The sequence below is a fragment of the Paraburkholderia sp. EG304 genome (assembly GCF_046543485.1).
Lineage (GTDB): Bacteria > Pseudomonadota > Gammaproteobacteria > Burkholderiales > Burkholderiaceae > Paraburkholderia > Paraburkholderia youngii.
This window is the reverse complement of the sequence record NZ_JBKGUA010000003.1, coordinates 137,690-150,803: the sequence shown is the minus strand read 5'-3', so window position 1 is coordinate 150,803 and position 13,114 is coordinate 137,690. Positions and strand designations below refer to the sequence as shown.

Here is a 13,114-nt window from a genome sequence, read left to right as displayed (position 1 = left end):
TCGCACAACGTTGCAGACCTGCATCTGGCGCAAAGACACTCAGCCGCCCAAGGTCGGTGCCCTGGCAAGTCTGCTTCAGGAAATCCAACGAAAATGAGTAAAGGCGTTTCGGACAATTTCGATAAGGCCGACCATTGTCACTAATCAGTTCTCGCTACAGAGCGTCGGCGATCTGCATGTGGGCATCGACTTGCGCAATTTGGCCGATTGTCCCCTGACGCTATTGGCAGAGCGGTAGTCAGCGCTCAGCCCGCGGACCCCGTTTCCATAAGCTTGCTGACGACCTGCTTAAAGCTTGGCAGCAGAAGCCTGTTCGCATAGCCGCTGAGGTGATCGCCATCGAAGACGAGCGGCCGGCCGTCGGCGGTGTGCGTTGAGCAGACCGAATCTGGGCACAGTGGTGGCAACGGGTCCCATACGCTAACTTCAGGGACCGCCTGCACGATGTGAGCATACGATTCGAGCACCGGCGCCCGCAAGGCTTCCAGATCCTCACGCGCGATGCTGTCGCCGCCGGAACAGATCGGATTGTCGCGATTGAACCAGTCCGAGCATCGGAACGGCTGGCTCCGAAACTCGGGTGTGGGTCCCTCCAGGATGACCTTCGCCCCTTTGGCTGCCAGTTTCTGCAAGATTGGAATGGCCTCTCGCACGCCGTCTACCCGGCTTTTCACGGCCTCTGGACCAAACATGTAGTCCCGGGCGCTCGAGTCGTCGAAGCGGGCCCACTCGTCGGAGAAACGTGGCAGTCGCAGCGAGGGCAGGAAGATCACGTCACCAGGCCTGACCTGTGCCTCGATTTGAGCGAGTGCCGCATCTGTCTCCGGCGCACAGCTCTCCACCTCATCCTGTTTGCGCGGCAGCAAAACCATGAACGGACAGCCGCCATTGTTGTACGCGAAGACCTTCACGCCAGTATCCCGGGCGAATTCGCGCAACATCCTGTTGTAGGCCATCGCATGCGAATCGCCGATCACGTACAGGCGCCCGCGATAGGTCGCCGGAAGCGAACATCCCGCACGTGAATACGTCCATAAGCGCCCCCCGTTGAGCTTGGTCCTATCCCACGTGTCCAGACATCCGTCAGTGCTGGCCTCAAGGGGGCGGCTCGGATACCAGTCGTCGGCACGTTGTGACACCACGCTCAGCGACAGATTCAGCTGGGCTACCTGAATGCCTGCCCACAACAGCGCTCCGCACATCAACGCAGCTACGCCCGCACCTACGACAGCGGGACGCCGCATGCCTTTGAGGACCGCCGAGCGCCGCACCGGATTCTCGACGTAGTACCAGGACGCTGTCGCCAGTGCGAAGGTCAGTACGGCCGCAAGCACGCGCCAGACTGGCGCATCGAGCCCCGTCGTCCACCGCAGCAGCACGATCACAGGCCAGTGCCAGAGATAAAGCGAATATGAGATCTTGCCGACGAAAGTCACCGCTGGTGAAATGAGCAGCTTGTGCAGCCAATCCCGCGGCTCTCTTCCGTGCAGCGCATACAGTACGCCAAGCGTGCCGGCAACCGGCAGCAGCGCACCCGGAAAAGGAAGCTGCTGCGGGCGCAAGCCGTTGAAACCGGCCGCAAGCAGCACCAGCGAACCGCCGAGCAACGCCATCGAAACCAGCGTCCCATTGCGGTCGATCACGCCGAGCGGGCGCTTCGCGAGCGCGAGCAACTGGTATAGCAGGATACCGGATGCCAATTCCCAAAAACGCCCTGGAATCAGGTAAAAGTCGATCCCTTCATTCCGCCTCGAAAGCCACCATGCGCTCAACACGGACAGAGCGAACCCGCCGCCGAACAGAACAACGCAAAGCGATTTTCTCGGACGTTTGCTCACCCACATGAAGAAAAGCAACGGAAAGATCAGGTAAAACTGCTCTTCCACCCCAAGCGACCAGGTATGCAGGTATGGGTTGAATTCGGCGCGTGGTGAAAAATAGTCATCACCGATGAACGCGAGCACCAGATTGCTCAACCCAAAGAAAGCAAAGAAGCCGGTGTATTTGTTGGTATCGCTCAGCCATGCGTTTGGAATGAACAGTGCTGAAAACAAGCCGGTCACCAGCAGGCACACCACCAGCGCTGGCACGATCCGCTGCACTCGACGCGAATAGAAATAGAACACGAAGCGCGAAAATTGCATCGATTCGAGATTTCCAACTGAAGCGCTGACAACAAACCCGGAAACCACGAAAAAGACGTCGACTCCTGCAAGCCCGCCGGGCAGCCACTGCGCGTACATGTGATAAACGATAACCGACAATACTGCGACCGCACGCAAACCGTCGATGTATGGCGCGTGCGCGGGACGGGCGAGTTGCGGCGCAGTAGTAGCGCTATGGCGTGGATTCATGGCATGAGAGTTGATGAGGTCGGAATCCGTGGACGCCAACGGGTTTAGCAGCGATCTTGTTCAGATAGAGCGCTGCGAGAAAACCGCAGGAGCCAGATGGTCGAGCTGCGCTTGTGTCCGCTGCCGGTTACAAAGGATCTCGATGTAACAACCAGAAAAAGCGAAGGTGCCGTTGCCCTTCCTCTCGTTTGCTTTTGCGTACGATTCTGACGTAAAAAATCTGGGGAAATGTATAGGCCCGCGATGTGTTTCGTGCGCTGCCCCTCAGAAGCGATAAGAAATCTGTCGGACTTCGGTAAGGCTATGACCCACATTCGCGCTCTTGACGTAATCCGGACGTTCTGCGTGAGCCGGCACTTCGTGCCGCCTAAACCTGCTGCTTGTCGACTCCGGACGCGCGCAATAGTGTTCGAGGTCCTCGTGGATCGGCAAGCGCGTTGCTCCCCGTTGCAGTTCTAAAGTTCATAGCAGTGATGCCGATAAACGGTTTGCCGGTTCCTGATTTCCCGGGATGGTCATTATTCAAAGGCGCTGGGCGTCGACGCTCTCAATCCACAGATACAGAATCATGAAGACCAAAGCACTTTCAAAGTTCTTACTCGCCGCGGGGTTTGTCGTCACAACACTGCTCACCGGTTGCGCTTCGCTTCCGAAAACCGACCTTGCCGCCAGCAATCGACAAAAGCTCCATACGATCGCCATGTTGGACGTCAAGGAACCGCGCGGAGAGAGCGTGGTGAACTTCGGTGGCGCTGCCGGAGCATTTGGACTGATTGGTGGATTGGTGCAAGCAGGGGTCAACGCCAATCATACGAGTACGTACACGCAGCGTGTCGCGAGCGAAAAAATCGTTTTCGCCCCCGTTGTTGACAATGGGCTTACAGAGCGACTTTCCAATGCCGGCTATCAGATCGTTGCGTTGCATGGCCAGAGCGTCAAGCTCGCAAGCGATGGCAAGTCAGACGACTTCTCAGATATCAAGACCGACGCGGATGCCATCCTGAATGTATGGATTACTTCGTTTGGCTATGCATCCCCACCGAATACCAGCGACTTCATTCCGTGGGTCGTTATCCGTGCGCGCCTGCTCGATTCGAAGTCCATGCAGGACATGTACTTTAAGACATTCGCTTGCGGCTGGGACATCAAGGCCAATTCGATTCATATCGAAGCAGACGCCAAATATCGTTTTGGCAGCTTCGGCACGCTGACCGACCAGTTCGACCAGTCGGTAGCAGGCCTCAAGGATTGCGAACAGGCGGTCGTCGCAGCAATCGGGCAGGATTTGACGAAGACGCAGTAAGCGGTTGATAGGCGAAGACGCCTGCCCAACCGCAATCAATGCGGCAGGCACTCGGTTTGGAACCAATAGTCGACCAGGCGCTGGGCCGCTTGCAGATCATCCGGATAGTACGGGTCGTCATTCCATGGCGACGGGTCGTAACCGGCTTTCCTCAGAGCCGCGAGTTCATTCTGGTGTTGTGCCAAGGTCGGAGGCGCGTTGGTTTTGAGCGCCGCCAGATCGCGGCACTCTGCCGGGCTGAGATGCCGCCCGGTATATGGCATGCCGCCGACGACACAGCCAGCGAGCAAAAGCACCGCGGCAGGAAGTGTCAATCGTGTTTTAAGCGACTTGGTCATAGTGCGTGGACTTCCCTTCGATTGCATGATAGTACGTCGTCGCCAAGTGCGACCGCATGAAACCCCTGATTTACGTCGGACTGGCCCGTCTTCAACTCCCCGTTGAACGTGGTCTTGAATGACACCTTAACGTCGCCCGCGAGACCAGGCGGGGAACCGGCTGTCGCCGAGGTGTTCAGCGCGCTGCTCAGGCTGGGTACGCATTGCGCGCTGAAACAGCCGGCGAGTAAGCCTTGTGCGAATCGAACTTTTCCGCCAGCAGTTGCAAGATCGAAGTATGGTCGAGGTCGCCCGAAAACACGCCGCCCGCCGACACGTAGGGCGACACGGGAATCGCGGGAACGCGTAGCCCTGTCGTTTCGAAAGCGAAGCCAGCGACGTTACAGGGAAGGCGAAGCGGCGAAACGTGGTCAAAAAAACCGCCATGCTCGCACCGTCTTCGGATTCTTGCTGATGAAGTCCTGCGTCGCGAATAGGCTGGACTCGGGGTAATCGGAGCCGAACACCTTGACGTTGCCCTCGGCCGTGCGCATGTTCTCGAGCGGCTTGAGGCTGCCGTCCTTCGTCAGGATCGTGGCACTCGGATCGTTGACGATCAGCGCATCGAATTGCCCTGCCCGCACCGCCGCGACTGCGCCCGCCGCCTGGCCCACATCGATGATCGCAACGTCCGTCGGCTGCAGCCCCGCCTTATGCAGAATGTAGTTGACCGCCATGTGCGTGCTCGAACCCGGCGCGCTCACGCCGATACGCATGCCCTTCAGGTCTTTCGCCGACTTGACTTCGCCCTGGCGCTTCTGGGACACGCCGAAGATCCAGCCCGGACAGATCTTGTCGCAAAGCGTCCGCGGACCAGCCGTCGCCTGGTCTGGTTGCATTGCTTCGTCGCGCTCCGTCAATGTGGTTGATGCCGATGTGCGAGCATCATGCCCGAGGCCAGACGGGTTGGACGTGGTCTTTTGGCAAGGCACCATCACCGATCGCGATGACGCAGATCTCTTCGATCGACTCTCCTAATTCAGACTCGATGAATGTGAAGACCTCCATCGATATGCAAAGCGTCTCCGGTGCTAAACGGCAAACAGCCCAACGCCAACGACGCGACGGCCTTGCCGATCTCGTCCACTGTCCCCCATCGCGCGATTGGCGAAAATCCTCGTCGAATCGTCTCGTCGTAGTCGGCCTGTGCGACTTCCGTCATTCTGGTTCGAAAGATTCACGGCCGTACCTCGTACACCGGTACGCCAAGCTCGCCGAGTCCGGCGGCGAAAAGTTTCGTTACCGTGGTCAATGCCTACTTCGAGATGCAGTACTCCGCTCTGTTGGGAGCGATCAGAAATGCGTCGCCGAGGAGATATTGATGATCGAACGGGCGTGTCCCCCGGCATCGGCGCTCCCGACTAAACGGCGCGCCAGCCGTTGCGGCAGAAAGAATGTGCCACGCATTCGATCGAGGGAAATCCTTATTCAGCGAAAGTCGATCCCGCACGTATCCGGCTCGACCTGAAATCTGATGGGAGTATTCGATCCTGTCATGACCGCGAGGTATGTCACGCGGGCCGCAGAAAGGCTTGAGATTACGCAGTCGTCCGTCAGCGATCTTCCGAACCAACTGCGCGAGCCATTGAGGATGAGCTATTGAGAAGTCCGCCAGTTGTAGCCATGATGGCCGTCGCCCGGCTTATCGAAGCAGGTTGTCAAGGAAGAGACGCGACCCAGAATCCAAAGTCATTCAACCAGGCCACCGTGAACTTCCTTGACGACAGCTAGCTAGCTAGTCGCGATTTGCCTGCAACACCGTGAGCGCGGCCATATTGATGATTCGACGAACCGTCGAACTGGACGTCAGTATGTTGACGGGCGCGTTGACGCCGAGCAGGAACGGCCCCACGGCGACATTACTTCCTGCCTCGGTCTTCAGCAGGTTATACGCAATATTTGCCGAGTCGACATTCGGACAGACCAGCAGATTGGCCGCGCCCTTCAGTCGCGACGTGGGCAAAACACGCTGACGCAGCGCTTCATCCAGCGCGCAATCTCCGTGCATTTCGCCATCGATCTCGAGGTCGGGTGCCTTTTCGCTGACGAGTGCGAGTACTTTGCGCATCTTCTCGCCCGACGCGGAACTGCCCGAGCCAAAGTTCGAACGCGATAACAACGCAACTTTGGGCGACAGATTCAACCATGCCATTTGCGCTGAGGCCGCAATGGTGAACTCCGCGATCTGTTCGGCAGTCGGGTTGTCGTTGACGTGTGTATCGACGAGTGCCAGCGTGCGCTTGTCGAGCAGCAGGATATTCATGGCCGCATAAGTTTGTGCGTCGGGTTTCCTGCCGATCACTTCGTCGATGAAGCGCAGATGCTTGTGATAAGCACCGACGGTGCCGCATATCATCCCGTCCGCGTCGCCCAGTCGTACCATCATGGCGCCGATCAGCGTCAGGCGGCGGCGCATTTCAACCCGCGCCATTTCCTTCGTGATCCCATCGCGGCACCGCAGTTCCCAATACGTCGTCCAGTATTGATGAAAGCGTTCGTCGTTTTCTGGATTCGTGACCTCGACGTCCTCGCCCAGCTTCAGCCGCAGCCCGAATTTCTCTATTCTCGACAGCAGCACTTCCGGCCGGCCGACAAGAATCGGCCGCGCCAGCTTCTCGTCGACGATCACCTGAACCGCCCTCAGAACACGCTCCTCCTCGCCCTCGGTGAAGACAATGCGCGAGTTTCCACCCTCGCGCACGAATTGCTTCGCGGCCGAGAACAGCGGTTTCATGAACGCGCCGGAGTGATAGACGAACTGCTGAAGCTGATCCGCGTAAGCGTCGAAATCGGCAATCGGGCGCGTAGCCACGCCGTCCTCCATCGCGGCCTTTGCGACCGCGGGTGCGATGCGCACGATAAGCCGCGAATCGAACGGCTTTGGAATCAGATACTGCGGCCCGAAGGAAAGATCGTACGCACCATAGGCGGCGGCGACGGAGTCGTTCGGTTCCTCTTGCGCGAGGCCGGCAATCGCGTGAACGGCGGCCACTTCCATGTTCCGCGTGATGGTGGTCGCACCAACGTCGAGCGCACCGCGGAACACATAGGGAAAGCACAGGACATTGTTGACCTGATTCGGATAGTCCGAACGGCCCGTCGCGATCACCGCGTCATCACGGGCCTCGCGCACTTTCTCGGGAAAGATCTCCGGCGTCGGATTGGCGAGCGCGAGAATCAGCGGACGCGGCCCCATCTGCTTCACCATTTCCGCGGTCAGCACGCCACCCACCGAAAGACCAAGGAACACGTCGGCGCCTTCGATGACATCGGACAGCAGCCGCGCCGACGTGGCCTGTGCAAAGCGCGCCTTGTCGGGGTCCATCGCTGCCTTGCGTCCTTGATAGACCACACCTTCGATGTCGGTCACCCAGACGTTTTCGCGCGGCAGTCCGAGATCGACCATCAGTTCGAGACACGCGAGCGCCGCGGCACCTGCGCCTGAAGTGACGACCTTCACCTTCGAGATGTCCTTGCCCACCACTTTCAGACCGTTGAGAAACGCAGCGGACACGGTGATCGCGGTACCGTGCTGGTCGTCATGGAAAACGGGAATCTTCATACGGTCGCGCAGCTTTTGCTCGACGATAAAGCAATCCGGCGCCTTGATGTCCTCCAGATTGATCCCGCCAAATGTTGCTTCGAGACTCGCGATGATATCCACGAGCTTGTTGGGATCGCTCTCGGTAATTTCGATGTCGAAGACGTCAATGCCCGCGAACTTCTTGAACAGGACCGCCTTGCCCTCCATCACCGGCTTGGACGCAAGCGCACCGATGTTGCCGAGACCCAGCACCGCCGAGCCGTTCGTGATCACGCCGACCAGGTTCCCTCGGCTCGTGTAGCGAAACGACTCGCGCGGGTCCGCCGCGATTTCCTCGCATGCGACGGCGACGCCGGGCGTATAGGCGAGTGCGAGATCCCGCTGCGTGACGAGCGGTTTGCTTGCGCTCACCGATATCTTCCCCCGCGTAGGAAACTCGTGATACTGCAGGGCTGCCTCGCGTTCGGTCCTGTCCATTTGTGCCGTGCTCCTATGTGTGCGCCGGGCCCATCCCGGCTGATCGCCATGGAACACATTCTAGGAACGAGGCATGCGAGGTTTATTTTGTTTTATTATCGGGGCATCACCTTTTGGTTATGTCTGGATTCGCCCTATCGTGTCATTCAACACGGACGAAGTGATAAGGCGCTTGAGTGCACGCCTGAAAATGCGCCATCTCATGTTGCTGCTGCAAATACGGCAACATGGCTCTCTCACACGCGTAGCCGAGCACATGGCGAGCAGTCAGCCAGCCATCACGAATGCGCTCGCTGAACTGGAAGATATGTTCGGTGGTTCGCTGTTCGAGCGTTCGTCACGCGGCATGATTCCGACCGCGCTCGGCACGACCGTCCTCTCACGCGCTGAGTCGATGCTGCACGATCTCGACCACCTCGCATCCGATGTCGGCGCGCTGATCTCCGGTCACGCGACGCGGTTTCACATCGGCGTGATTTCCTTCATTTCAGGAAAGACTCTGGCGGCGGCAATCCGTCATACGCAGTCGCAGATTACGCAGCGGCTCACTTTTTCCATCCACGAAGGCACGAGCGAAGGGCTAATGTCCCAATTGCGCGACCATACACTCGACATTGTGATCGGACGTGCATCGTCGAGCGTCGATCTCGACGATCTTCATTTCGAAGTGATTCATCAGCAAAAACCCCGTTTGATCGCTTCCCGGCGCCTCGCTGCCAGACTCTCACGCAGCGCAATGAACTGGCGAAAACTCGCCGAACTCGACTGGATTCTCGGTGCATCGCAAACCCCGATGCGCGACCAGATATCCGATCTGTTCCTGCACGCCGGCGTCACACCGCCCTTTCCTGTTGTCGAAAGCCTATCGCCGCGGCTGATTGGCGAGACGGTCGCATTGAACGAGAACGCCGTGTCCATCATGCCGGCAGACATCGCGGAAGAACTCGTACGGATTGCGGGCGTGGCGATTGTCCCCTATGCGTTCGACTGGACCTTGCCACCCGTTGCGCTGTTCACCCGCCCGGGTATTCCGCGCGACATAGACACGATTTTCGCTGCATCATTGCGCGCGCAATATCAGACCAAGGTAGTGAACGACCCGGCGTCGCTCGGGTAGCGTTGGTCGCAAGTCGCTGCTCGACAAACGTGACCGGTTTCTATTGCGCCCGCATGGTCGTATGCCTAAACCTCCGGAACGAACCATATGAAACTCGACGAAAGTGCAAAAGCAGCCGGACTGACCCCGACCGCTGAACTGCTGCAGGACGCCGGGCAACGTGCGCTCGCTTATGTTCAGTCTGTGCATGACAGGCCGGTCAACGTTTCTACTCAGGCATTGCAAGGCCTGAATGACTTCCGGCACACATTGCCAGACGCTGGGTTGGATGCACGCGAAGTCTTGCGCCGCCTCGACGAGGCTGGGTCCCCCGCTACCGTCGCGACAACGGGCGGACGGTACTTCGGTTTGGTGATCGGCGGCGCGCTGCCCGCAACCATCGCAGCGAACTGGCTCGCGACTGCCTGGGATCAAAACGCGTGCTTTCGATGGACTTCGCCGATTGCGGCAACGCTCGAAGACGTTGCGCTACGCTGGATCGGCGATCTGTTCGGCTTGCCGGACGACATCGGAGGAGCCTTCGTTACGGGCGCGTCGATGGCCAACTTTGCGGCGCTGGCAGCAGCACGCCACGCGCTGCTATCCCGCCTGGGCTGGGACGTGGAGGCGAAGGGACTCTACGGCGCTCCGGAACTCCGTGTAGTCGTCAGTAAAGAGACTCACGTGACCGTTTCCAAGGCGTTGTCGATGTTAGGACTTGGACGCGAGCGGGTCATCGTAGTGCCAACAGATCACCAGGGCCGGATGCGAGTCAGCGAACTTCCGGAACTGGATGAGCAAACGATCGTGTGCATCCAGGCGGGCAACGTCAATACCGGCGATTTCGATCCGGCGCGCGAGATATGCCGCCTCGCGAGGAAAGCCGGTGCCTGGGTCCATGTTGATGGTGCATTCGGGCTATGGGCGCTTGCAAATCGTCAGTTCGACAGTCTGACGGATGGCGTGGCCGAAGCCGACTCCTGGGCGACGGATGGGCATAAATGGCTCAACGTACCGTATGACAATGGCATCGTTCTAGTGCGCAGAGCCGCCACTCTGCGTGCGGCAATGTCGTTGAATGCCGCGTACCTGGCAGAGGGCGACGCGACTGAGCGGGAACCGTCGCACTACACGCCGGAATCCTCGAGACGAGCGCGCGGTGTGGATATCTGGGCCGCGCTTCTTAACCTGGGCAAAGATGGCGTTGCGGGGCTAGTCGAACGTACCTGCCGGTATGCCCGAATGTTTGCCCAAGGTCTCGAGGCCAGTGGCTTTGAAATCCTGAATCGTGTCGTACTCAACCAGGTGCTCGTCTCATTTGGTACGCCGGAGGTGACGCGCGCCGTGATCAACCGTCTTCAGGCCGAGGGCATTTGCTGGTGTGGCGGCACAGTATGGCAGGGCCGCGTCGCCATGCGAATCAGTGTCTCCAGTTGGGCCACCACTGACGCGGATGTGCAAACGAGCCTTCGGGCAATGATTCGCGCCGCGCAAGCCTGCGTGCCGTGACGAAACGCGAACCACCGTAGAGCGTGCATGCTCATACAGATGAGCTTTGCAAATCTTCATTGACTTTTCTGGACTGCGCGGTTTATAAATTGAGCATGCGTAACGTAAACTCCATCACCGACCGGCAGCGAGGACGCCCCCGCGAGTTCGACGTCGACCACACTATCGAGCGTGCAATGCAGGTCTTCTGGACGCTCGGCTATCAAGGCACGTCCTTGCCGGACCTGATGCAAGCGACCGGGCTCTCCCGAGGGAGTCTGTACGCAGCCTTTGGCGACAAACACGGTCTTTTCCTGCTCGCCCTCGATCACTACATCGTGCAGGCGCTCAAACGTCTCGACTTTGAGCTTGCCTCAGGGCAGAAAGCTCTGGCGGGGCTAAAAGCGTGTATGGACGGCTACGTCGAGCGTACCAATGGTGCTGCCGGCAAGCGCGGCTGCCTAGTTGTGGCTACAGCCATGGAATTGGCGGCGCATGATCACGAGGTTTCGAACCGGATCGCCTATTTTTTTAGGGCGATGGAGGCCCGGTTGGTCAAAGCGTTGAAGCACGCCCAGAAGGAAGGCGATCTGGGCAGGAACGTTAGCCCCGAGGCGGCTGCTCACGTGCTGGTTTGCTTTCTCGAAGGGCTTCGTGTCGTTCGCAAGACAGGAATCGAATCTGACAGGGCAAGGGATGCCGTGCAGACACTGATCAGCAGTCTGGCATGTTGACTGCTGACGATGAGGCGCGACGCATTTCCCGCGTCTATTTATGGACTGATTGGTTTAGTTATCAATGGAAGCTATTCATATAGCAGCGGCGCTGCTTGTTCCTTTGCTGTGGGGATTTCAGTTTGTCGTCGTAAAAGCGGGGCTCACGGTGCTGCCGCCGCTCTTCTTCGCGGGCCTGCGATTTGCCGTGATTGCCGCGATTCTTATTCCGTTCGTGGCACGAATTCGGGGCCCGGAGATTTGGCCGATCTTCCTTATTTCCTGTTTCATGGGAGGGGTGAATTTCGCGTGTTCATTCATAGGATTGACGCAATCGCCGGCGGGAATCGCCGGGATTGCCAATCAGCTTTGGACGCCCTTTACCCTGATGCTTGCCTGGCCAATGCTTGGAGAGAGGCCCTCTGCCCGAATGGTGATCGGCGTCGGCTTCGCGCTATGCGGTGTGGTCCTGTCAATCGCCGATCCGGGGTTGAAGGTCTCGACCATTCCGACTCTATTCGTGATCGGGTCTGCCTTCGGGTTGGCGATGGGCAACGTACTCGCAAAGAAATTCGGCCCTTTCGACCCTGTGATGCTCTTCGCCTGGGTATCGCTCTTCACGGCATTCCAGCTTCTTGGACTTTCGATGATCGTGGAAGGTGGGCAGATCGACGCGCTTCAGAGGGCGTCGAGTTCAGAGTGGCTGGCTTTCGCCTTTACCGTGATGCTCGGCGGAATCGTCGCATTTACGATCTGGTTCTGGCTTATAGCCCGATTCTCGATGGCTCGGGTTGCCCCCTACGCGTTGCTTCAATCATTCTTCGCAATTGGCGCTGGCGTCGCCTTCAGGCATGAACCCATTACCCCTACGCTGATTTTGGGCGCCATTATCTGCGTTTTCGGAGTCGCGCTCAGCCAGTGGCCGATCTCCACCAAGCCGCGTACCGGAGACGGGGCGCAGTGAATCGCTCACAAGGAAACAGAAGGAACAATCGTCATGGCGAAATTCGTGCTAGTTCATGGTGCTTTTCAGGGCGGCCGGGTGTACGGAAGAGTCGCCCGCCAGCTTCGCGAGGCCGGACATGATGTCTACACTCCCACGCTGACCGGCCTCGGCGAACGCTCTCACCTGGCCGACCGGGCGATCAACCTGGACACTCACATTCAGGACATTGTTAACGTCTTCAAGTACGAGGACATCACCGACGCAATCTTGTGCGGTCACTCGTATGGCGGCCTCGTCATAACTGGTGTAGCGCATGAAATCGGGGAGCGCATCCGCAGGCTTTTCTATCTCGATGCCTACGCGCCAGCCGATGGGCAGTCACTTGTCGATATTACCGGCGCCGAGACCGCGCTGGCTTTCCTCACGCAGGCGGGCCAATCCGGCGGAATGATTCCGCCTATTCCAGCAGCCCTATTCAATGTAAATGAAGCAGACGCCGCCTGGGTCGACAGGATGTCGGTGCCGCAGCCCCTGGCCACGTTCGTTCAAGGCGTCCGCGCAGGAGTGGATTCGGCACCCGTTGCTAACCGCACCTATGTATTCGCGAGCGATAACGGAGGCGATTGGTTTGTCGAGACGTATGCCCGATTGAAGGACGCCCCCCGATGGAAGGTCCACGATATTCCGTGTGGTCACTCCATCATGCTGGATCGTCCGGCGGACCTGGCTGCGCTACTGCTGGCGGAAGCGACGCATTGAGGTCTCGCGGTTCAGATTGCCCCAACGTCTTAAGGACGGCGCTATCGCCGGCGAGAC

The 13,114-nt window shown here is 58.7% G+C and carries 13 protein-coding genes; 7 read left to right on the top strand and 6 right to left on the bottom strand.

Translation table 11 applies throughout. The annotated features are described in order from the left end of the window. Positions 1-245: 245 nt before the first annotated feature. Positions 246-2,354 carry an acyltransferase family protein gene (locus ACLFKU_RS05095; RefSeq protein WP_410848373.1) on the bottom strand — a complete coding sequence of 703 codons (2,109 nt, stop codon included), beginning with the start codon at positions 2,352-2,354 and terminating at the stop codon, positions 246-248. 568 nt (positions 2,355-2,922) lie between these two features. Here ACLFKU_RS05095 and ACLFKU_RS05090 point away from each other — a divergent pair. Then, positions 2,923-3,657 carry a hypothetical protein gene (locus ACLFKU_RS05090; protein ID WP_410848372.1) on the top strand — a complete coding sequence of 245 codons (735 nt, stop codon included), beginning with the start codon at positions 2,923-2,925 and terminating at the stop codon, positions 3,655-3,657. A 35-nt stretch (positions 3,658-3,692) separates the two neighbouring features. Here ACLFKU_RS05090 and ACLFKU_RS05085 read toward each other — a convergent pair whose 3' ends face one another. The 4 genes from ACLFKU_RS05085 to ACLFKU_RS05070 form a co-directional block, all read right to left on the bottom strand. Next, on the bottom strand, positions 3,693-3,995 hold the full coding sequence (locus tag ACLFKU_RS05085; protein ID WP_410848371.1) for a DUF4148 domain-containing protein: 303 nt from the start codon (positions 3,993-3,995) through the stop codon (positions 3,693-3,695). Between the two features lie 187 nt (positions 3,996-4,182). After that, positions 4,183-4,440 carry an alkaline phosphatase family protein gene (locus ACLFKU_RS05080; protein ID WP_368581685.1) on the bottom strand — a complete coding sequence of 86 codons (258 nt, stop codon included), beginning with the start codon at positions 4,438-4,440 and terminating at the stop codon, positions 4,183-4,185. Then, positions 4,406-4,873, bottom strand: coding sequence for an ABC transporter substrate-binding protein (locus ACLFKU_RS05075; protein ID WP_410848370.1), 468 nt, complete (start codon positions 4,871-4,873; stop codon positions 4,406-4,408). Before ACLFKU_RS05075 ends, ACLFKU_RS05080 begins: the two co-directional genes overlap by 35 nt. 140 nt (positions 4,874-5,013) lie before the next feature. Continuing rightward, positions 5,014-5,196 (bottom strand): hypothetical protein, encoded by a 183-nt coding sequence (locus ACLFKU_RS05070; protein ID WP_410848369.1) that lies wholly within the window; start codon positions 5,194-5,196, stop codon positions 5,014-5,016. A 312-nt stretch (positions 5,197-5,508) separates the two neighbouring features. Between ACLFKU_RS05070 and ACLFKU_RS05065 the strand changes: the two genes are divergently transcribed. Next, positions 5,509-5,637, top strand: coding sequence for a LysR family transcriptional regulator (locus ACLFKU_RS05065; RefSeq protein WP_368581447.1), 129 nt, complete (start codon positions 5,509-5,511; stop codon positions 5,635-5,637). 132 nt (positions 5,638-5,769) lie between these two features. On the opposite strand, the gene ACLFKU_RS05060 is transcribed toward ACLFKU_RS05065, so the two are convergent. Further along, complete coding sequence (locus ACLFKU_RS05060) at positions 5,770-8,055, bottom strand: NADP-dependent malic enzyme (protein ID WP_410848368.1); 2,286 nt, start codon at positions 8,053-8,055, stop codon at positions 5,770-5,772. A 190-nt stretch (positions 8,056-8,245) separates the two neighbouring features. Here ACLFKU_RS05060 and ACLFKU_RS05055 point away from each other — a divergent pair, with 190 nt between their 5' ends. The 5 genes from ACLFKU_RS05055 (at position 8,246) to ACLFKU_RS05035 (ending at position 13,057) form a co-directional block, all read left to right on the top strand. Then, positions 8,246-9,172, top strand: a complete 927-nt coding sequence (locus ACLFKU_RS05055; protein WP_410848367.1) for a LysR family transcriptional regulator — start codon at positions 8,246-8,248, stop codon at positions 9,170-9,172. An 87-nt stretch (positions 9,173-9,259) separates the two neighbouring features. Next, positions 9,260-10,660: a pyridoxal phosphate-dependent decarboxylase family protein gene (locus ACLFKU_RS05050; protein WP_410848366.1), complete on the top strand. Its 1,401-nt coding sequence runs from the start codon at positions 9,260-9,262 to the stop codon at positions 10,658-10,660. A 95-nt stretch (positions 10,661-10,755) separates the two neighbouring features. Continuing rightward, positions 10,756-11,373 (top strand): TetR/AcrR family transcriptional regulator, encoded by a 618-nt coding sequence (locus tag ACLFKU_RS05045; protein WP_410848500.1) that lies wholly within the window; start codon positions 10,756-10,758, stop codon positions 11,371-11,373. Between the two features lie 64 nt (positions 11,374-11,437). Further along, positions 11,438-12,316: a DMT family transporter gene (locus tag ACLFKU_RS05040; protein ID WP_410848365.1), complete on the top strand. Its 879-nt coding sequence runs from the start codon at positions 11,438-11,440 to the stop codon at positions 12,314-12,316. A 33-nt stretch (positions 12,317-12,349) separates the two neighbouring features. Then, positions 12,350-13,057 (top strand): alpha/beta fold hydrolase, encoded by a 708-nt coding sequence (locus ACLFKU_RS05035; protein ID WP_410848364.1) that lies wholly within the window; start codon positions 12,350-12,352, stop codon positions 13,055-13,057. Positions 13,058-13,114: the final 57 nt, after the last annotated feature.